This is a genomic window from Brevundimonas diminuta (assembly GCF_039673845.1).
Classification (GTDB): Bacteria; Pseudomonadota; Alphaproteobacteria; order Caulobacterales; family Caulobacteraceae; genus Brevundimonas; species Brevundimonas diminuta_E.
This window is the reverse complement of record NZ_JBDJMK010000004.1, coordinates 258,426-279,767: the sequence shown is the minus strand read 5'-3', so window position 1 is coordinate 279,767 and position 21,342 is coordinate 258,426. Positions and strand designations below refer to the sequence as shown.

General features: G+C 65.0%; 13 protein-coding genes and 1 tRNA gene. 7 read left to right on the top strand and 7 right to left on the bottom strand.

Going from position 1 to position 21,342, the window contains the following annotated elements; translation table 11 throughout:
• Positions 1-69 precede the first annotated feature (69 nt).
• From clpX to ABE454_RS06235, 5 genes are all read left to right on the top strand, one after another.
• Positions 70-1,338 carry an ATP-dependent Clp protease ATP-binding subunit ClpX gene (gene clpX, locus ABE454_RS06255; RefSeq protein ID WP_024354171.1) on the top strand — a complete coding sequence of 423 codons (1,269 nt, stop codon included), beginning with the start codon at positions 70-72 and terminating at the stop codon, positions 1,336-1,338.
• A 371-nt stretch (positions 1,339-1,709) separates the two neighbouring features.
• Positions 1,710-4,109 (top strand): endopeptidase La, encoded by a 2,400-nt coding sequence (lon, locus tag ABE454_RS06250; RefSeq protein WP_346530109.1) that lies wholly within the window; start codon positions 1,710-1,712, stop codon positions 4,107-4,109.
• 117 nt (positions 4,110-4,226) lie between these two features.
• Positions 4,227-4,502 carry an HU family DNA-binding protein gene (locus ABE454_RS06245; protein ID WP_346530106.1) on the top strand — a complete coding sequence of 92 codons (276 nt, stop codon included), beginning with the start codon at positions 4,227-4,229 and terminating at the stop codon, positions 4,500-4,502.
• 47 nt (positions 4,503-4,549) lie between these two features.
• Positions 4,550-4,626 (top strand) — tRNA-Val (locus tag ABE454_RS06240).
• Between the two features lie 276 nt (positions 4,627-4,902).
• The gene (locus ABE454_RS06235) at positions 4,903-5,706 is read left to right on the top strand and encodes a class I SAM-dependent methyltransferase (RefSeq protein WP_346530104.1); all 804 of its coding nucleotides are present in this window, start codon (positions 4,903-4,905) and stop codon (positions 5,704-5,706) included.
• A 59-nt stretch (positions 5,707-5,765) separates the two neighbouring features.
• Here the strand turns inward: ABE454_RS06235 and ABE454_RS06230 are convergent, their stop codons facing one another.
• Together ABE454_RS06230 and ABE454_RS06225 are read right to left on the bottom strand one after the other, a co-directional pair.
• The gene (locus ABE454_RS06230; RefSeq protein ID WP_346530101.1) at positions 5,766-6,509 is read right to left on the bottom strand and encodes a DUF481 domain-containing protein; all 744 of its coding nucleotides are present in this window, start codon (positions 6,507-6,509) and stop codon (positions 5,766-5,768) included.
• A gap of 248 nt (positions 6,510-6,757) precedes the next feature.
• Positions 6,758-7,561: an AraC family transcriptional regulator gene (locus ABE454_RS06225; RefSeq protein WP_346530098.1), complete on the bottom strand. Its 804-nt coding sequence runs from the start codon at positions 7,559-7,561 to the stop codon at positions 6,758-6,760.
• Positions 7,562-7,684: 123 nt separating this feature from the next.
• Here ABE454_RS06225 and ABE454_RS06220 point away from each other — a divergent pair, with 123 nt between their 5' ends.
• Positions 7,685-8,920 carry an MFS transporter gene (locus ABE454_RS06220; protein ID WP_346530095.1) on the top strand — a complete coding sequence of 412 codons (1,236 nt, stop codon included), beginning with the start codon at positions 7,685-7,687 and terminating at the stop codon, positions 8,918-8,920.
• An 18-nt stretch (positions 8,921-8,938) separates the two neighbouring features.
• Here the strand turns inward: ABE454_RS06220 and ABE454_RS06215 are convergent, their stop codons facing one another.
• Both ABE454_RS06215 and ABE454_RS06210 read right to left on the bottom strand, forming a co-directional pair.
• Positions 8,939-9,676, bottom strand: a complete 738-nt coding sequence (locus ABE454_RS06215; protein ID WP_346530092.1) for a TetR/AcrR family transcriptional regulator — start codon at positions 9,674-9,676, stop codon at positions 8,939-8,941.
• 9 nt (positions 9,677-9,685) lie between these two features.
• On the bottom strand, positions 9,686-11,194 hold the full coding sequence (locus ABE454_RS06210) for a carboxylesterase/lipase family protein (RefSeq protein WP_346530090.1): 1,509 nt from the start codon (positions 11,192-11,194) through the stop codon (positions 9,686-9,688).
• A gap of 201 nt (positions 11,195-11,395) precedes the next feature.
• Between ABE454_RS06210 and ABE454_RS06205 the strand changes: the two genes are divergently transcribed.
• Positions 11,396-13,630: a TonB-dependent receptor gene (locus tag ABE454_RS06205; protein WP_346530087.1), complete on the top strand. Its 2,235-nt coding sequence runs from the start codon at positions 11,396-11,398 to the stop codon at positions 13,628-13,630.
• 75 nt (positions 13,631-13,705) lie between these two features.
• Here the strand turns inward: ABE454_RS06205 and ABE454_RS06200 are convergent, their stop codons facing one another.
• From ABE454_RS06200 to ABE454_RS06190, 3 genes are all read right to left on the bottom strand, one after another.
• A complete protein-coding gene (locus ABE454_RS06200) occupies positions 13,706-15,166 on the bottom strand; it encodes an amidohydrolase (protein ID WP_346530084.1) in 1,461 nt (486 codons plus the stop codon).
• 141 nt (positions 15,167-15,307) lie between these two features.
• Complete coding sequence (locus ABE454_RS06195) at positions 15,308-18,400, bottom strand: TonB-dependent receptor domain-containing protein (protein WP_346530082.1); 3,093 nt, start codon at positions 18,398-18,400, stop codon at positions 15,308-15,310.
• A gap of 135 nt (positions 18,401-18,535) precedes the next feature.
• Positions 18,536-21,316 (bottom strand): M14 family metallopeptidase, encoded by a 2,781-nt coding sequence (locus ABE454_RS06190; protein ID WP_346530080.1) that lies wholly within the window; start codon positions 21,314-21,316, stop codon positions 18,536-18,538.
• Positions 21,317-21,342 lie beyond the last annotated feature (26 nt).

Here is a 21,342-nt window from a genome sequence, read left to right as displayed (position 1 = left end):
TGGATCGATCGCGAAGGAAGCGCTTTTCGTCTCAATGTCGGGGCGGATTGCGGATAGTGAGAAGGGTCTATGACCAAAGCCGCCGGCACAGACGCCAAAAGCACGCTCTACTGCTCGTTCTGCGGCAAGAGCCAGCACGAAGTCCGCAAACTGATTGCCGGACCGACCGTTTTCATCTGCGATGAATGCGTCGAACTGTGCATGGACATCATCCGCGAAGAGCACAAGATCGCGTTCAAGACCTCCAAGGACGGCGTGCCCACGCCCAAGGAGATCCGCGATGTCCTCGACGATTATGTGATCGGTCAGGCCCACGCCAAGAAGGTGCTGAGCGTCGCCGTCCACAACCACTACAAGCGCCTGAACCACGCGACGAAGAACAACGACGTCGAACTGGCCAAGTCGAACATCATGCTGATCGGGCCGACCGGCTCGGGCAAGACGCTGCTGGCCCAGACGCTGGCGCGCATCATCGACGTGCCGTTCACCATGGCCGACGCCACCACCCTGACCGAAGCCGGTTATGTGGGCGAGGACGTCGAGAACATCATCCTGAAGCTGCTTCAGGCGTCGGATTACAACGTCGAGCGGGCCCAGCGCGGCATCGTCTACATCGACGAAATCGACAAGATCTCGCGCAAGTCGGACAACCCGTCGATCACCCGCGACGTGTCGGGTGAAGGCGTGCAGCAGGCCCTGCTGAAGATCATGGAAGGGACCGTCGCCTCCGTGCCGCCGCAGGGCGGGCGCAAGCATCCGCAGCAGGAATTCCTGCAGGTCGACACCGCCAACATCCTGTTCATCGTCGGCGGCGCATTCGCCGGCCTTGAAAAAGTGATCTCGGCGCGCGGGGCTGGGGCCTCCATCGGCTTCGGCGCCAAGGTCAAGGAAATCGACGAGCGCCGCACCGGCGAAATCCTCAAGGGCGTCGAGCCGGACGACCTGATGCGCTTCGGCCTGATCCCCGAGTTCATCGGCCGTCTGCCGGTTCTGGCGACGCTGGAAGACCTGGACGAGGCGGCGCTGATCACCATCCTGACCGAGCCGAAGAACGCTCTGGTCAAGCAGTACAAGCGACTGTTCGAGATGGAGAACGTCACCCTGACCTTCACCGACGACGCCCTGTCGGCGGTCGCCAAAAAGGCGATCACCCGCAAGACCGGCGCGCGCGGCCTGCGCTCCATCCTTGAGGGCGTGCTGCTGGAGACCATGTTCGAACTGCCCACCTTCGAGGGCGTCGAAGAGGTCGTGGTCAACGCCGAGGTGATCGACGGCAAGGCCCAGCCGCTGCTGATCTATTCGGAAACCAAGAAGAAGACGGCTGACGGCGCGGCGTGACTGAACACCCACCCTTTCTCCTCGATGGGGGAAGGGCAGGGATGGGGGTGACCGCGCGACATCGACCAGATGGGTCGCTGGAGACGAGGGCGCGTCGCCTGAGCCCTGTTCTGAAGCCGTGCGGCCGCACCCCCACCCAACCCTCCCCCATCGAGGGGGAGGGCTTTGTTTTGGGCCATCTGAAATCGCACGCTTTTTCACGCTTCTGTGGGTCGCGGACCCGCCACGCTTGAACCGCGTCCAGACAGAACCACATACTCACACGAAAGCCGCTGAAAACAGCGGGTCGAGTCGGAACGAGGCGGCAGTAACGCCCAATCAGACCGGATCGGCGGGCCGGAGATTCACAAAGGCCCCGGAAAGTACGCATCATGACCGAGAGCAAAATCCTCCCTGTCCTGCCGTTGAGAGACATCGTCGTCTTTCCGCACATGGTCGTGCCGCTGTTTGTCGGGCGCGAGAAGTCCGTGCGCGCCCTCGACGAGATCATGAAGGGCGAGAAGCAGATCCTGCTCGCCACCCAGATGAACTCGGCCGACGATGATCCGGCGACGGACGCCATCTATTCGACCGGCGTGCTGGCCTCTGTGCTGCAACTGCTGAAGCTGCCCGACGGCACGGTGAAGGTGCTGGTCGAGGGCAAGTCGCGCGCGCGCCTGACCCGCTTCACCGAGCGCGAGGACTATTACGAAGCCGAGGCCGTCGAGATCGACGACGAGGCCGGTGATCCTTCGCAGAGCGAAGCCCTGCTGCGCGCGGTGATCGAGCAGTTCGAAAACTATGTGAAGCTGAACAAGAAGGTCCCGCCCGAGGCCCTCAGCGCCATCCCCCAGATCACCGATCCGTCCAAACTGGCGGACTCGGTCGCTGCCCATCTGTCGGTCAAGATCGCCGACAAACAGGCCCTGCTCGAAACCGTCGTCATCCCGGCGCGGCTGGAGAAGGTCTATGGCCTGATGGAAGGCGAGATCAGCGTCCTGCAGGTCGAGAAGAAGATCCGCAGCCGCGTGAAGCGGCAGATGGAGAAGACCCAGCGCGAATATTATCTGAACGAGCAGATGAAGGCGATCCAGCGTGAGCTGGGCGAGACCGACGATGCTCGCGATGAACTGCTGGAGCTGGAAAAGCGCATCAAGAAGACGCGCCTGTCCAAGGAGGCCCGCATCAAGGCCGAGGCGGAGCTGAAGAAGCTGCGCAACATGTCGCCGATGTCGGCGGAATCGACCGTGGTGCGCAACTATCTCGACTGGCTGCTGTCGATCCCGTGGTCGAAAACCCGGCCCAAGGCCATCGACCTGCAGAAGGCCGAGGACATCCTCGAAGAGGATCACTACGGCCTGGAGAAGGTCAAGGAACGGATCATCGAGTATCTGGCCGTTCAGGCGCGCACCGGCAGCCTGAAGGGGCCGATCCTGTGCCTGGTCGGCCCTCCGGGCGTCGGCAAGACCTCGCTGGCCCAGTCGATCGCCAAGGCGACGGGTCGTGAGTACGTCCGCATGTCGCTGGGCGGCGTGCGCGACGAGGCCGAGATCCGCGGCCACCGCCGGACCTACATCGGCTCCATGCCCGGCAAGATCATCCAGTCGATGAAGAAGGCCAAGACCACCAACGCCTTCGTCCTGCTGGACGAGATCGACAAGCTGGGCGCCGACTGGCGCGGCGACCCGTCCTCGGCCCTGCTGGAGGTGCTGGACCCGGCCCAGAATTCGACCTTCGGCGACCACTATCTGGAGGTCGACTACGACCTGTCGCCGGTGATGTTCGTCACTACGGCCAACAGCCTGAACATGCCCCAGCCCCTGCTGGACCGCATGGAGATCATCCGCGTCTCCGGCTACACTGAGGATGAGAAGGTCGAGATCGCCAAACGCCACGTCCTGCCCAAACAGCTCAAGGACCACGGCCTGAAGGAAGAGGAGCTGATCGTCCCCGACGAGACGATCCGCGACCTGATCCGCTACTACACGCGCGAAGCCGGCGTGCGTTCGCTGGAACGCGCCCTGGGCGGTCTGGCCCGCAAGGCGGTGCGCGAGATGGCCAAGACCAAGGCGACCTCGATCACCGTGGATGCGGCCAAGCTGGCCGAATACGCGGGCGTGAAGAAGTTCCGCTACGGCGAAACGGACGCGGAAGATCAGGTCGGCATCGTCACCGGCCTGGCCTGGACCGAGTTCGGCGGCGACATCCTGACCATCGAGGCCCTGAAGATGCCGGGCCGCGGCCGCATGACTGTGACCGGCAACCTGAAGGAGGTCATGAAGGAGTCGATCTCGGCGGCGGCGTCTTACGTCCGCAGCCGCGCCCTCAGCATCGGCGTCAAGCCGCCGGTGTTCGAGAAGACCGACATCCACGTCCACGTTCCCGACGGCGCTACGCCCAAGGACGGCCCCTCGGCGGGCGTGGCCATGACGGTGGCCATGGTGTCGGTTCTGACCGGCATCCCGATCCGCAAGGATATCGCCATGACCGGCGAGATCACCCTGCGCGGTCGGGTGACGGCCATCGGCGGTTTGAAGGAGAAGCTGCTAGCGGCCCTGCGCTCGGGCGTGAAGACCGTGCTGATCCCGCAGGAGAACGAGAAGGACCTCGAAGACGTGCCCGAAAACGTGAAGGCCGCCCTTGAGATCGTGCCGATCTCCACCGCCGACGAGGCGCTGAAGTGGGCCCTGACCGGCACGCCTACCCCCGTCGAATGGGACGAGGCGGCCGAGCCCATGACCCCGACGCCGCCCGCCCCGACGGCGGGCGAAGGGGCCAGCGTCAGCCACTGACGCCGGGTCTGAACAAATGAAGCGAGGCGGTTCGGGGCGACCCGGACCGCCTTCTTTTTGACCTGTGCGCCGACACTGGCTTAAGTGCGCGCTTCGTTCGCGAGGGGAGCCGCAGACATGACCAGAACCGAACTGATCGGCCGCATGGCCGAGGCGGCGGGTATCACTCGCGAGCAGGCGAAACTGGCGCTGGAAGCCTTCACCGATCAGGTGACGGGGTCGCTGGTTCAGGGGCGCGACGTGCGTCTGGTCGGCTTCGGCAGCTTCATCGCCGTGGACCGTAAGGCAGGCGTCGCCCGCAACCCCCAGACCGGCGAACAGATCGCCCGCCCGGCTTCGCGCACCGCGCGCTTTCGCCCCGGCGAAGGCTTGAAAAGCGCCTTGAACGGCTGACCGTCACAGGGCATGAAGCCTGTTCCCGACGCTGAGTCGGATGATGTGGGCGGCTAGCTCAGCTGGTCAGAGCATCTCGTTTACACCGAGAGGGTCGGCGGTTCGAACCCGTCGCCGCCTACCATTCCCCCAATCATGGCGATGAAGTCCGCCTTGCTGCGCGTCAGCCATTGCTGGCGCCATGGTCGACCGTTAGAATAATCGCACGGATCAAGGAGATCGGTGTCGTGATCAAGGCGTGAAAACCATCCATGCGGTGCGTCTGACGGTGTCAGACGTCGCATATGAATGCTCGTCGCATTGACGTCGGGCCAGTTGTTTTCGCCATCCGATCGACAGCTTCATGTCACGTGCCTGATGCACGCCGCCGTAGAGCGGGTGGCCATGATGCGAGGTTTTCATGACTGATACTTCTTCACGCTCCATCGATGTGAATACGCATAATCAAGCCGCCTGGGATCATCAGGCGAAGCAGGACTGCGACTGGTCGCGCCCGGTTTCACCAGAGGTCATTGCGGCGGCCAGAGCCGGACAGTGGTCCGTGCAGTTGACGCATGGCGCGCTGGCCGAAGACTGGCTGGGCGATGTGCGGGGGCGGCGCATCCTGTGCCTGGCTTCGGGCGGAGGGCAGCAGGCGCCGGTGCTGGCGGCGGCGGGCGCGCAGGTGACGGTGTTCGACGTCTCGCACAGCCAGCTGGATCAGGACCGCATGGTCGCGGACAGGGAAGGCCTGTCGCTGCAGACCGTGCAGGGAGACATGCGCGACCTGTCCGTCTTCGCCGATGCGTCGTTCGATATCGTGTTCCAGCCGATCGCCAACCCCTATGTCGACGACGTGAACCCTGTGTGGCGCGAGTGTTTTCGCGTGCTGCGTCCGGGCGGGCGGTTGCTGGCGGGCTTCTATAATCCGGTCATCTTTGTCGGCGACCGCGATCCGGAGCTGTTTGAAAAGGGTCTGATCCGGCCGGTCTTTTCCATCCCCTATGCCGATGCGGCGGACATGGATGAAGAGACGTTGAAGGCTAAGATCGGGCGCGATGAAGCCCTTGTCTTCGGCCACAGTCTGAAGGATCTGATCGCCGGTCAGATACGGGCGGGCTTCGTCATCGCGGGCTTTCAGGAAGATTTTGCGCCGCGGCCACGTTTCCTGATCGACCGTTATCTGCCGACCTTCCTGTCGACCCTGGCCATTCGGCCGGAGTGACGGCGGTTACTTGAGTAAAAGAATGACGGAGCGAGGACGACCTCGCTCCGTCTTCAGTCTTATTTGCCGAAGCCGTAGACCAGCGACACGCGGGTGGCCGTGTCAGTCTTGTCGAAGCCGAAGGGCGGATCGGTGTCGTGACGCACGTCAACCGAGAAGCGCGCCGACAGGGCGCCGCTCAGGGCCGCCGTGACGGCCAGCGAGTTGGTCAGCTGGGTCGAGGTCTTGGCGTACATTACAGCGGTGTCGTTCGTCAGCTTGACGCTGTCGTTGAACGCGTGGCTGAATTTGGAACCGGCGATGAAGGAGAAGCTGGTTTCCGTTTCACCGGGAACCACGATCGGGCCGGGCAGGGTGGTTTCACGCACTTCGTCGAACTTCACGCCCGGGCCGCCTTCGACCGCCCAGTTGGTGCGCTCGCCGACGATGACGCGATAGCCGGCGCCCGCGCCCAGGAAGGTGCGGCTTTCGAAGCCCGAGAACTCGTCCCGTTCATGCGAGACGCGGCCGAAGCCGTAGGTGCGCGGACCGAAGTCGCGATCCGCCTGGCCAGCGACGAAGATGCGGTTCTTGGTTTCGACGCCATCGGTCTTGCCGTAGTCGGCCAGGGCTTCCAATGAGATCTTCCAGTCGCCGGTCTTGCGGCCAAGCTTCAGGCCCAGGCCCATATCGCTGGTGTCAGTGTTGCCGCTGGTGAAGCCGGCGCCGAACGAGCCTTCACCCGTCCAGACGGATTCTTGCGCCAGAGCCGGGCTTGCCGCGGCGGCGATCAGGGCGCTGGCGGCCAGAATGCTGATTTTCATAGAGGGGGAGCCTCTCTCTGCCTTTGATAGGAGGGCGGCCCATAACAATGCTCTTCGCAAGGATCAAGTATAGATGCTGATATTTTCAGTATGGTGAATAACTTGTTTACAGTGATGTGATCCTGTTGCCTCAAAGTATAATATTCAAATTATTTAGGTGCGTTAGTCATTATTATTTTTTTTGGTGGTGTAGCGAAGCAACAACCCTAAAGGGGAATGCTATTTGGGGCGACTGCCTGATTATGATGTTATTCTAGTGAAGGGCGCGCCTTATGCGGGTGCAGGGCTGCGCTGCTCAGATAGGCGCTGGGCGCCAGTCCCATCCGGCGTTTGAACATGGTCGAGAAATTGCCCGCGCCTTCATAGCCCAGATCAAGGGCGACCGTTGTCACGGCTTCTCCGGCCGCCAGTCGGGGCAGGGCGACCGACAGGCAGGCGCGCTGGCGCCATTCGCCGAAGCTGAGGCCCGTTTCGCGCCGGAACAGGCGGGTGAAGGTGCGGCGGTTCATCGCCAGCTGATCGGCGAAGGCATCGATCGGCGCCACCGCGTCGGGCGCCAGCAGAAAGGCCTGACACAGCCGCGACAGGGCCGGATGAGCCGGAAAAGGCACGGCGAACCCTTCCGGCGCCGCCCGGTCGATTTCGGCCATCAACAGCCGGACCAGCAGGCCGTCGCGGCTGGCAGGGTCGTATTCAGCGGGCACGTCGAAGGCTTCCAGCAGCAACTGGCGCAACAGGGGTGAGACGGCGACGACTTCGCAGGCGCGGGATGCGGAGCGGCACTGACGGGGCTCGATCAGGACGCTGCGGGTGTGGACGACGCCGACCATCTTGACCGCATGGGGCGTGCCGCCGGGAATCCAGACGCCGCGCTCTGGCGGGGCGACCCAGGCGCCGTGCGGGGTGCTGACCACCATGACGCCGCGCGCGGCGTACAGGAACTGGGACCGGCGGTGGCTGTGCTCGGCCAGTTCGAAGGAGGGCGGATACTGACGCCCCAGCGCCACCATCGGGCGGGGATTTTGATCGGGATCGCTGAAGGCGGGCTGCATGAAGCGATTGTCCCAGATTCATAAGCGATTGTCTCTTGTGTCGAAGTGGGTCACCTCCGGGCCTGCTACATAATGACGCGCCGCGACAGGCGGCCATCGCCTCCCCAAGACGAGAGTTCGTGCGTGACCATCCCTGCAGACCTGACTGACGCCCCGCCTCCGACGGCCGCATCGACGGCGCCGCGATTCCTGATCGGCGTGGTCGGGGCTGTGGCGTTCGCGCACCTTTTGAATGATCTGATCCAGGCGGTGCTGCCCGCCATCTATCCGATGCTGAAGATGAAGTTCGCGCTGAACTTCACCCAGATCGGCATGGTGGCGCTGGTCTATCAGTTCACGGCGTCGCTGCTTCAGCCGTGGATCGGGCTTTATACGGACAAGCATCCCAAGCCTTGGCTGCTGCCGTGCGGCATGTTCGCGACCCTGATCGGGATCGGCCTGCTGGCCACGGCGGGCAGCTACCCGATGCTGCTGACGGCGTCGGCGGTGATCGGTATCGGTTCGGCCACCTTCCATCCTGAGGCTTCGCGGGTGGCGCGTCTGGCGTCGGGCGGGCGTTTCGGCACGGCGCAGTCGACCTTTCAGGTCGGCGGCAATACGGGATCAGCGATCGGGCCGCTGGTCGCGTCGATGATCATCCTGCCGATGGGGCAGACGGCGGTCGGCTGGCTGGCCGTGGCGGCGGTGATCGCGATCTGGGTGCTGTTTGGCGTCACGCGCTGGCGGCTGCGTAATCCAGAGATCAAGGTCGTGGCCAAGGCGACGGCCGGGGCGCAGGTCCTGAGCCGGGGGCGGATCATCGTGGCCCTGGCGGTCATTGCGGTGCTGATGTTCGCCAAATTCATCTATATCGGCGGCTTCACCAACTACTTCACCTTCTACCTGATCGAGCGGTTCGACCTGTCGGTGCGTGAGTCGCAACTGCACCTGTTCGCCTTCCTGGCGGCCGTGGCGGCGGGCACCTTTGCAGGCGGGCCGATCGGCGACCGGATCGGGCGCAAGGCGGTGATCTGGCTGTCGTTCATGGGGGCGGCGCCGTTCGCCCTGATGCTGCCTTACGTGGATCTGGGCTGGACGACGGTCTTTTCGATCGCGGTGGGCTTCATCATGTCGTCGGCCTTTGCGGCGCTGGTCGTCTATGCGCAGGAGTTGGTGCCGGGGCGCGTCGGTCTGGTGTCGGGGCTGATGTTCGGGCTGATGTTCGGTATCGGCGGCATCGGCGCGGCGGGGCTGGGCATGATCGCCGACGTGCGCGGCATCGTCTGGGTTTACAAGTTCTGCGCGATCCTGCCCTTGCTGGGCCTGTTCACGGCCCTTCTGCCCGATACGCGGGGCAGTCGGGCGACCAGGCGGGGCTGAGGCGTAGGGGGCGCGGTTTCAGCCCGGCTCGGCCCCGGACTGGCACAGGATCTGGAAGCCGCCGGTGAAGACGGCCTCCATCGCGTCGCAGATGGCGGTCATCTCGGACGAGCGGCACAGGCCGCCTGACAGGACGTCGATCCGCCCCGTCTGGGCCAGCGACAGCGTCAGCGACCCCGACAGCAGGTGATAGAACCAGTAGATCTGGCGATGCGGCGTCTCGGGCGCTATCCGTTTCAACAGGCCGATGAAGCGGTCGATCACCGGGTCGAAATGGCGGTGCATGGTGTCGCCGCCCCAGGCGGGGGTGTTGTTCACCTGAGCCACTAACGCGCCGTAGTTCAGCCAGGCCGGGTCGCCGTCCTCGAACAGCACGAACAGCGGGCGCAGGAAGGCGTCGATGGCGCCGCGCACCGTCATGGCGTCGCCGTGCGCGGCCTCATAACGGTCCAGACTGTCGAGCCGCAGTTGATTCACCACCTCGGCGCGGCGGCCGAAGACGGTCGAGAACAGCTGGTTCTTGTCGTTGAAATAGTAGTGCAGCAGGGCCGTATCCACGCCCGCCGCCTTGGCCACCGCCTTCAGGGTGACGCCGTGCAGGCCGTCGCGCGAGAACAGCTCTTCGGCCACATCCAGAATGCGGGTGGTGGTTTCTTCGCGCCTCTGGGCCTTGGGTTTAGGAGGGGCCTTGGGCTTGGGGGCGGCCTTGGGTTTGGGCGTCGTCTTCGGACGTGGCCGGGACTCGGTCGTGGACATGGGGTCAGCTTACCCGAACATCCGCCGCAGGCGATCCCGCAGACGCATCAGCAGGATCAGCAGCCTGCCCTTGCGTCCGTGATGATCCAGCGCCGTTTTCCACCAGCCGCGTCTGACCACGCCGCCGGGCGTGCGGTCGAACACCATCCACGCATCATCGGCGGGCGTATAGGCGGGCCAGTCGGCGCCCGGGGCGCCGGTCCTGGCGAAGGCGACCCAGCGGGCGTGCATGGCGGCGCCGATGGCGCGGTCGGCCTCGGTCGCGGGCGGGGCGCCGTCGGGGCGGTGATCCAGCGTCTCGAAGATGTGGAAGATCTCGGCGGCGTGGGCGGCGCGGGGCATGGCGTCGCGCCGGGCTTCTTCCACATAGTCAAAGGCGTAGAGCCAGCTCTTTGATCGTTTCGGGCGCGAGGCGACCCAGCGCGCCGGGGCGGCGAAGGCGAAGTCGCGGAAGCCAAGGCGGATCAACTGCTCCCTGTCTCCATCGGCCTGCGGATAGAGGCGGGCCAGCGCCGCGTTCGGTTTGATCAGCTTGCCGAACCGTTCCAGTCCGCCGGCGTAGTTGAGCAGGGAATCCTCGCCGCTGTTGACCCCGATCATCAGCGGCACATCGGCGAAGTCGCCGCGCGCAAAGGCGCTGATCGGGTCGCGGTCCAGCAGGCGACCATCAATGACGGGACCGAAGGCGCCCTCGACAGCGGTCAGCCTCTCAGGCGCGACGGCGCGCAGGGCGGTGGGGTCTGCCTCGGTCAGGCCCAGGGCGGTCGCCGTGGCCGCGCCCTTGGCCTCGGCGGCCTTCAGCGGGGTGGCGGGCAGCCAGCCGCCGCCGGACTGGACCACAGCCTTGTGGAACAGACCGCGCGCACGACGGACGGTCATCAGCGCCAGTATGTCGAGGCCGCCTGCTGACTCTCCGAACAGGGTGACGTTGGCCGGGGCGCCGCCGAAGCTGGCGGCATGGTCGCGCACCCATTCCAGCGCGGCGATCTGATCCAGCAGGGCCTGATTGCCCAAAGGCTCGTCCGCAGGCGCCTCGGCCGTCAGCGACGGGTGGGCGAAGAAGCCCAGCTGGCCCAGCCGATAGTTGACGCTGACCAGCATGACGCCGTCGCGGGCGAAGGCGGCGCCGCCGTAGAAGGGCAGGGAGCCCGCCCCCATACGGTTCGACCCGCCGTGCAGCCAGACCATGACCGGCGCCGGGGCGGTCGCCTCGGCGGGCGCCCAGATGTTCAGCGTCAGGCAGTCTTCATCTGTTGGTTCGGGCGCGCCGCCGATGGAGACGATGTCGGCGACGTCCGCCGGTCCCGCCTGCGGCGCCGAAGGCCCGAAAGCGAGGGCGTCGCGAACGCCCTGCCATGCCGGAAACGGACGCGGCGCCCGCCAGCGCAACTCGCCCGTGGGCGCGACGGCATAGGGCACGCCGCGAAAGACATTGGCCGGTCCCTCGCGCTGGCCGCGCAGGTCGCCGGACGGCGTGTGGGCGACGGGATGCGTCGCGCCCTGATGGTGCTGATCCATGTTTCGTCCCGTTTTCGTGTGATCTGCGCCACACTCGTTCACTCAAGAATGAGGAATGCCCGCCCGTCTGTCGAGCCGCTTCGTGAAAAGTCATTCATGCAAGAATGAATGATGTTGACAGCGGGGCCATTCGCGGATCACCGTCGCACCAACACAGATCAGCGGCGACTGAAACGACCGCGCGTGGAGGAGGAAACGGGAATGCGATCGACAGGACAATTGCGTCTGGCGCTGATGAGCAGCGTCTTCATTACGGCCTCGCTGTGCGCGGCGCCGTCTTTCGCCCAGCAGGCGACGGGGAGCGAGCAGGCCTCGAACGTGGACGACATCGTCGTCACTGCGCGCCGTCGTGAGGAAAGCCTGAAGGACGTGCCGGTCGCCGTCACCGCCGTCACCAGCGAGCGTCTGGAACAGACCGGCGCCGCCGACATCACCACCCTGCAGGCGCAGACGCCGAACGCGACCGTTCAGGTGGCGCGCGGCACCAACTCGACCCTGACCACCTTCATCCGCGGCGTCGGCCAGCAGGATCCGTTGTGGGGCTTTGAGCCGGGCGTTGGCCTCTATGTCGACGACGTCTATGTGGCCCGTCCGCAGGGCGCGGTGCTGGATATCTTCGACATCGAGCGGCTGGAAGTCCTGCGCGGACCTCAGGGCACGCTGTATGGCCGCAACACCATCGGCGGCGCGATCAAATATGTGACCAAGCGCATCGGGCCGGATCCCGAACTGACGCTGAAGGGCGCCTATGGCAGCTATAATCAGGTCGATCTGATCGCCTCGGGTTCGGCGCCGCTGACCGAGACGCTGCGCATCGGCGGCGCGGTCGCCCGCTATACCCGCGACGGCTATGGCAAGAACCTGAACACCGGCGCTGAACACTACAACAAGGACGTCACGGCGGGCCGCCTGAGCGTCGAGTGGACGCCGCGCGATGATCTTTTCTTCCGTCTGGCCGGGGACATCACCGAGGACGAGTCCAACGCTCGTCACGCGCACCGCCTGATCGCGCCGACGACGGACAAGGTCTATGACACCCGCGCGGGTATCGGCGACGACGGCTATGTGCGCACGCGCGGACTGTCCCTGGCCGGCGAGTGGAACGTCAATGACGCTGTGACTCTGAAGTCCGTCACGGCCTGGCGCGATGGCGACACCAAGGGCGACGGCATCGATTTCGACGGCCTGCCGCAGCCGATCCTCGACATCCCGGGCTATTATGCCGACAGCCAGTTCACGCAGGAATTCCAGTTGCTGTTCCAGGGCGACCGCTGGCAGGGCGTGGCGGGCGTCTTCTATATGGACGCCTCGGCCGAGGGCGCGTTCGACACCGTCATCGGACTTTATCCCAGCATGGGGCCGGGGCTGCCTGCGGGGCTGACGACCTATACCGGCGGCAAGGTGGACACCAAGAGCTTCGCCGTCTTTGCCGATTTCAGCTATGACGTGACCGATCAGCTGTCGCTGTCGGTGGGCGGTCGCTGGACACGCGACAAGAAGAGCGTCGATCAACTGCGCCAGAACTATCTGGGCATCAAGAGCCCGTTCTTTGGCAATAAGGCCGCCATTCCGGCAGGGCCGCCGTCAACCGACTACACCAACTCTGACACCTATTCGGAGTTCACGCCACGGATCAGCGCCAGCTACAAGCTGACCCCGGAACTGACGGCCTATGCCTCATATGGCCGGGGTTTCAAGTCGGGCGGCTTCGACATGCGCGGCGACGCCAGCCTCTATCCCGAGACGGTCGACGGCTATCAGCCGGAACTGGTCGACACCTATGAGATCGGGCTGAAGGGATCGCTGCTGGATCGCCGCGTCAACTTCGCCACGGCCCTGTTCAAGTCGGACTATACCGATCAGCAGATCACGTCGCAGTTCTACATCCCCCCGGCGTCGGTCGTCAGCTATGTCGACAACGCGGGTTCCAGCGAAATCTGGGGCTGGGAACTGGAGGCCAGCGCGCGGATCACCGACAGCTTCATCCCGCGTCTGACGCTGGGTTATCTGGACGCCAAGTTCAACGACTTCGTCACCCTGAACCCGCTGACCGGCAAGCGCGAGAACATGGCCGATCAGCGCCATTTCCAGAATACGCCGGACTGGACCGCCAGCCTGGCGCTGCCCTACAGCTTCGATCTGGGCGACAAGGGTTCGCTGGTTCTGACGCCGATCGCCTCATACCGTGGCGCGACGCAGATGTTCGAGACGCCGATCCCGCTGCTCGATCAGGGGTCGTACTGGCTGTATGACGCCACCCTGATGTGGACCTCGCCGGATATGCGCTATCGCGTCAGCCTGGCGGGCCGTAACCTGGGCGATGAGCGGTATCGCGCGGGCGGCTACAACTTCCCCGGCGCCATCACCGGCGATTCCGTGGTGGCCTTCTATGGCGCGCCGCGCACCGTGACGCTGAGCGTGTCAGCGAAGTTCTGATCGTTTCATCAGCGCCGATGAAAGAGGGGCCCGGCTTTTTCAAGCCGGGCCCCGTTTCGTATTACTTATGTCGTATCACTTGGCGGACAGACGATAGTCCAGCGGCGGCGGCGCATCGCCGATCAGCGGGCGATAGACGAAGTCCGGCCCGCGGCGCTGGTTCAGTTCGGCCTTGGCGGCGCGGATGGTGTCCGGGCTGATGAACAGTTCGGCGGCGGTCAGGGCTAGCGTCTTGGCGGCCGTCACCGCGCCCTTGACGCCGATGGACGATCCGGCGGCGGCGGTGTTCTGCCAGCTGTGACCGGCCGAACCGGGAACGAAGGTCGCCGTCGACAGGCCGACGGTCGGCACGACCCAGCTGACGTCGGACACGTCGGTCGAGCCGCCGGCGCCGTCCATGTGAATGGCGGCAGGCTGGATTTCACCGACGCTGGACAGGGCGACCTGGCTGGTCAGCGTCTTCTGAATTCCCTCGGCGAAGGTAATTTCTTCAGGGGTCCAGCTGATGCCGCCGACGCGGTGCAGGTTGCGGTCCATGACGTGCATCAGGGCTTCGTTCGGCATCATGCTGAATACGCCGCCGATCTGCTGGAACTCGACGCGGGTGCCGGTGCCCATGGCGGCGCCCTCTGCGGCCTTCTGGACGCGCTCCATCACCGAGCGGACGACGTCGGGATCGCCGTCACGCACATAGTAATAGGACTCCGCATAGGCCGGGACCACGTTCGGGGCCTTGCCGCCGTCGGTGATGGCGTAGTGGATGCGCGTCCCGTCGGGGATGTGCTCGCGCATCATGTTGACCATGTTGTTCATCGACTCCACGGCGTCCAGCGCAGAGCGGCCCAGGTGTGGCGCGCCCGAGGCGTGAGCGGCGGTGCCGTAGAAGCGGAACTTGCCCGAGATATTGGCCTTGGTCGTGCCCTGAGAGGCGCTGTTGCTGCTGCCGGGGTGCCAGTGCAGGGCGACATCCACGTCGTTGAAGAGGCCGTCGCGGGTCATGAAGGCCTTGGCCGAGCCGCCTTCTTCGGCCGGAGTGCCGTAGACGCGGATTTCGCCCTTGATGTTGTGGGCCTGCATCCATGCCTTCACCGCGATGGCGGCGTGGGCCGAGGCGGCGCCGAACAGGTTGTGGCCGCAGCCGTGTCCGGCGGCGGCGCCGAGGCTTTCCTGATGCGAGACAGCGGCCTGCGACAGGCCGGGCAGGGCGTCATATTCGGCCAGAACGCCGATGACCGGGCCGGTCCCGTTCTTGAAGCTGGCGACGAAGGCGGTCGGCATTCCGGCCACGCCTTCGGTGATGGTGAAGCCTGCGCCGCGCAGGTCGTCCTTCAGGGCGGCCGAGCTCTGGGTTTCCAGATAGCCCATTTCGGCGAAGGACCAGATCTTCAGCGCCGTGCCGCCCAGTTGTTCGGCGTTGCGGTCCACGGCGGAGATGATCTCAGTGGTCTGGGCGCGCGGAAGCTCGCCCGCAGCCGCAGCGCCGGCGGCGCCGAAAAGCGCGGCGGAGGCCGCGGCGGCCATAAGAAGACGTTTCATAATGCTACCTCGGAAAAGAAAATGAGCGCCGGACGGACCGGCGCTCTGTGGAAGGCGTGGGTCAGACCTTCTTGTTGAGGACGATGCCGGAGATGGAGAAGGGCAGGGCGGACCACTGTCCTTCTCCGATACTCAGGCCGATCAGAAGCTCTTGGTTACGGAGACCGAGTAGTAACGGCCGAGCGTATCGTAGTTCTGGCCGTCGAAGCTGCCGGCGAAGTTGCCGACCTGCGGCGGCTCCTTGTTGAACAGGTTGGCGACGCCGACACGCAGACTGATGTCGTGCGGCAGGGTGAAGCGGCCGTTCAGGTCGAAGACGTCATAAGCCTTGACGCCCCGGGTCGTGCTGGCCGCGTTGCGGATCTGCTCGGCGCTGATCATCGCGGCGGTGTGGCGCCAGCGCAGGCTGAGGTTCATCCAGTCCCTGGAGTAGGAAATGGTCGTGTTGGCCTTCCAGTCGGGGTGGGCGACGCCCGCGCCCTCTTCAACAGCGGTGCCGCGGCTGCCGGCGTAGTTGTACGACGGACCGCCCGGCAGGTTCTGGATCTCGAACTTGTCGACGTAGCTGACCACGGTGCCCAGAGACAGGTTGCCGGCCGAGGCGGGCAGGCCGATGTCGGCCAGATCGAACGTCCAGTCGACCTGCAGGTCGATGCCGCTGACCTTGAAGGCGCCCAGGTTCAGCGCGGGCTGGCCCGGCTCATACAGGAAGCCCGTGGTCGGGTTACGCTTGCCCATGACCTGGCAGTAGTAGTTGTTCACGTCATAGGTGGGGTTCGCGCCATTGAGATTGAAGCAGTTCTCGATGGTCTGGATGATCGGCAGGTTGCCGACCGCGCCCGTGACTTCGATCGAATACCAGTCGATCGAGGTCGAGATCCGCTCCAGCAGCGGCGAGGAGAACGGCGACTGGATGACGGCGCCGATCGAGTAGGTGTCGGTGGTTTCTTCCTGCAGGTTGGGGTTGCCGCCGGTCAGGGCGAACACCTGGGTAGAGCCGAACTGATAGGACGGAAGCACGCCTGCGGGCACGCCCATGGCCGCGCACAGGGCCTCGACCTTGGCGGCGTTGGCGCCGCTCTGACCGAAGCCGCCGCGATAGCCGGAGCGGACATCGCAGGGGTCGCCGCCGAACGGGGTCGAGGCGCTGGGGCTGCCGATGCCGGTGCTGCCCGACGATTCCGGCGCGTAGAGTTCGCCGACGCTGGGCGCGCGCACCGAGCGGTTGTAGCCGCCGCGCAGGCGCAGGGAGTCGATGACGCTCCAGTCGATGTCGACCTTATAGGCGCTGACGCCGCCGACGCTGCTGTAGTCGGAATAGCGATAGCCGAGGTTCATATTGACCTCCTGCGCCATCGGCATGTCCTTCAGGATGGGAACCAGCGCCTCGAAGTAGATCTCGCTGACGCTGGTGTTGCCGCCGGACGGACGCAGCACGCTGTAGCCCAGGATGTCGCTGCCGACGCCCGGGATGTTGTAGAGCTCGTCAGAGTTGTACTGGAAGGAGTTGTAGCGATAGCCGAGGCCGGTCGCTACGCGGACTTCACCCGCCGGAAGCGTGAACAGGCCGCCCTGCAGGTTTATTTCGGCGACCCGCTGCTTCATCTCATTGGTGTTCGACGTGCGGCGGCTCATATAGTCCATACAGCTTTGCGAAAGCGCATGGTTGCCGAAGAAGTTGGCGCCGCCCTCGCAGAGCACAGGGTAGTTGACCATGCCCACAGAGGCGCCCGTCACGGGGTCATACTCCATGCGCGAACCGCCCGCGCCGCCGAACGGATCGTACAGCAGGTTCATGACGGCGGACTTGCTGAGCGCGCCGTGCTGGATGTTGTTGGTCTTGGTCTGACCCACGCTGGCGAAGGCGTCCCAGGTCCAGTCGCGATAGGGCAAAACGCCGTTGGCGCCCATGACGACCTGATAGACGTCATAGGTATTGGTCTGCAGGCGGTCGCCGGCGGCGGTGAACGCCTTCTGGAAGGTGAAGTCGCCGTTGGGGTTGGGACGCGAGGCCAGGATCAGCCGGGCGTCGGGCGTCAGGAAGGGGTTGGTGACCGGCGCGCTCAGCGCATAGGCCGCGCCCGACGCCAGGGTCGGGTTGAAGAAGGTCAGCGCATCATAGCTGGTGAAGGTCGCCTGGGCGAAGACCGAGGTGTTGTCGGTGACGTCGTAATCCAGCTTGGAGAAGACCGTGACACGTTCGTTGGTGTTCACCACCTGGCTGTTCGGCCAGCCGAAGTTGAGCTGTTTGCGGCTGCCGGCGATGTACTGGGTGTCCGTCTCCGGGTCGCGATAGTTCTCGACGTAATAGTCGCCGACGGTCACATGGCTGAACAGGGTGCCGTCCATGTTGAAGCCAAGCTGGCCCGTATAGGTGGCGGTTCCGGTGATGGGGTTGGTCCCATAGACATTGCGGAACAGATTGTTGACCACGGCCGCGCTGGGCGCATTGCCGGGGAAGAGCATGGCGCCGGAATCGAGCGTCGCCGTGCCGTTCTGGGGCGTGCGCATGATGTTGAACGAGCGGTCGCTCTGAAGCGCAGGCTCGCGCTGGGAGTAGTCGACCGAGATCATGGCGCGGCCGCGCCCATCGGCGAAGCGCGAACCGGCGGTCGCGGTTGCACGGAACTGTTCGCCGTCGCCGTATTCGCTGACGCCGTACTGGGTGCTGAGGGTCAGGCCTTCGATGTTGCGCAGGCGGAAGTTGACCACGCCCGCCGTGGCGTCTGAACCATAGGCGGTCGAGGCGCCCCCGGTGATGACTTCGACGTTGCCGATCAGGGCGTCAGGCAGGGTGTTCAGGTCGATCGAGCCATCGGGAGACGACGGCTGCATCCGGCGCCCGTCCAGCAGGATCAGGGTGCGCTTGGGGCCCAGGCCTCTGAGGCTGGCGTTGGCCTGACCGGCGTTCAGGGTCGTGGAGCTGCTGCCCGTGCTGGCCTGGCCGAAGGCGCCGGTGAACTGCGGCAACTGCGTCAGGGCGCGCTCGACCGACACCTGGCCGGTGTCTTCGATGGCCTCGGTCGAGACCGACACGATCGGGCTGTTGGCCACATAGTCAGGGCGCGCGACGCGCGAGCCGGTGACGATGATGTCGCTGACCTGGGTGGCCGAGCCGGCCTGGTCTTCCTGGGCGTGGGCTGCGCCGGCCATCAGGGCCGCATAGGCGCAGGCGCTGGTCAGCAATATCCGTGATGCGTTTGATTTGGATCGCGTATGTCTTTGAGTGTTCATTGTTTTCCCCTCTCGTTTGGTGGCTGCTTTCAAGCCGGCATCAGGTAAAGTTTTTTGAGCTGTGTTTTTGCCTGATGGTCGGGTGTTGAGAGCCGGAGCTTTGCAGGCTCCGGCTCATGTTATTGTCTTCAGGACTTATTTTGCTGCCGACGCCGGGCCGTACAGCAGTCCGTTGAAGAACAGGCGGAAGGTTCCGGCCGGTTGCGCGCGCTGGGTCACTTCGGCGCCGTAGACGAACACCTTGCCCTTGCCCATTTCGACCTCGACCACGGCGGCCGTATCCTTCAGCCGCTCCTGATTGTGGGCCCAGCCGCTGCGCAGAGGCGTGGCGGTGTCGAACCAGGCGATCGAGGCGGCGTCTCCGGCCTGGAAGCGATAGGTCTGGCCGTTGGAGAAGAAGATGTCCGCCTGCGATGGCATGCCGAAGGCCAGCGGCTGACGGTTGTCGACCGAGGCGCGCAGGATCGAGCCGGGCAAGAAGAACTCGGACGTGGTCAGCGGCCGTGTCGTGGCGCCGTCCTGACCGGTCAGGGCCGGTTCAATGGGCGCGCCCATCAGATGGGCCAGACGGTTGGCGCCGCCGATGGTGACGACCGATCCGCCGTTACGCACGAAGGCGCTGAGGCGCGGCACCGTCACGTTCTGGCTGACCTCGCCCAGCCAGCCGCGGAAGTCGGCGGGAATGTCCTCGGCCTTGGGCAGGGGCTGGTTGCGTTGCGGACGATAGGCCGGGTGCGTCAGCGCCGGTGTCGTGCCGTCGGTGAAGACCAGCACGTCGTATTTGGCGTTGAGGTCTTCCTGATCCAGCGCCTGCGGATAGACGACCTCGAATGGGAATTCGTACTGCTCCAGCAGCCAGCGGGTCCAGCCCGAGCTCATGACGCCGCCATAGCGGTCGACCAGACCCACGCGCACCGGCTTCAGGGCGATCGCCTGACCGGCAGGCTTGCGATCCACCGCATAGGCGTTGAAGCCCAGTTCGCCGACAGCCTGACGCACGGCGGCCGAGGCTTCCGGCGAGGCCTGGACCCAGATGGCGCCGGGCGCCAGTTCCGTGCGGCCGACGCGCGCGCCGTCCTTCAGCCACTCCACCTGTGCGCCCGCCTTCAGCAGGCGGTTGGTCAGGATGAAGCTGTTGTTGACCTCATGCGGGATCAGGAAGCCCGCGCGGCCGTTGCCGATCACCGAACCGGACGGCGCGGCCAGTTCCTCGCCCGTGCGCTGGAACGGGCCGTCGAAACCGTCCAGCACGCGGTCGAAGGTGACGCCCATCTGATAGGCGAGGGTATAGCCCGCCACGTCATAGGGCAGCTTGGGCGGGCCGCCCGGATATTCGGTGTTGTGGGGGTGATCCTGGGGCTCGAACATGTCCAGGATGTGCGGACGGAAGGCCTGTGCGGTCTTCACCACATAGGAACCGGCCGGATAGGACTTGCCCTTGACGGTGAAGGGGGCGCTGGCGACCTCCACGTCCACGCCGTTGCGGATCAGGGCGTTCAGGAAGGCGACGGTGGTCGGCAGGTCGCGCTGCTCGGCCGGGTTGATGATGAAGCCGCGCGGGTCGCGGTTCTCGGCGGTCTTCACCACGCTGTCGAACAGGCCGGAATCGACGGCGCCCCGGTCGGTGGTCGTGGCGGCGGCCTTCAGGTCGTCGACCTTCTGGGGCGTGATGGTCCAGCTGTCCTGCGAGCCGCGCTGAATGCTGTTGGCGCCCATCTGATAGATGCCCATCAGCAGGCGTTCGCGGTTGCGCGCGGCATAGTCGATCACCGCACGGTTCATCGACCACTGGTAATCAATGCTGTCCTGCAGATGCCACATGCGCGGGCCGATGGGCATCGGCTCATCGTTGCGCGCCAGCTGGGTTTCCGGGATCAGCGGAATGGCCTCGGGCGTCGGACCGCCGATGATCTCGGTCAGGATGCCGACCATGTTGTGGAAGTAGGGCGCCGACCGGTACATGCCGTTGTGCCAGGTCGAATAGGGGGCGACGCTGTCCTTGCCTGAGCCGGCCTTGCCCTCGGCGATCAGGCGGCTGTGCATGATGGTGCCGACCTCGGTGGTCGTGGTCATCACCAGCGGATCGAAGTTGTAGTTGAACGGGTCGCGGAACGGCGGAATGAACACCACCATGCCGCGCGGGCCGGTCTGGTGCTGGTTGAAGACGATCTGCGGGAACCACTCGCGATAGTGGACGCGGTTGATGTTCCGCGTTTCGGGCATCAGCGACATGTAGGAGTCGCGGTTGTTATCGTGGCCCACATACTTCTGATACAGGCGCGGAATGGAGTCGAACTCGCGCTTCTGCGGGTCGGGGTTGCGCATGTACCAGTCGGCGACAAGTTGCAGCCCGTCCGGGTTGGCGTGGCCGAACAGGATGATGACGTCATCCAGTGTGCGCAGAGTCTCCGGGTCGTTCTGCGTCAGCAGATTGTGCAGGATCTGGATCTGGCCCTGAGTGGTGACGGTCTCGGTTGCGTGCAGCCCGGCGTCGATCCAGACGATGGCCTTGCCCTGGCGCGCCAGTTCGGCGGCCTGTTCCTGCGTCAGGCCCTCGGCCCGCGCCAGACGCTGGGCGATATCCTGATAGCGGGCCAGATTGGCCAGGTTGGCCGGGGACGACACAATGGCCATCCACTGGGTGCGGCCCTCGGCCGAGGTTCCGAAGCTTTCCAGCTTCATGCGATCGGATTCGGCGGCGATACGCTGAAGGTAGGTTTCGTACTGATCGTAGTTGGCGAGGAAGTAGTCCGTTCCCGGGTTCTGCGGGAAGAAGCTTGCGGGTGATGTGATGCGGGCGGCGGTCGGGCTTGCGCCCGCCTGGCTGTAAGCCGTGGCGCCGGTTGCGGCAGCTGTGAGCGCTGTGCTGGCCAAAAGCGCCGCGCACAGACGAATCGCCAAGGTTTTACGGACCATCGTTCCCCTCATGATTTTTATGTAGT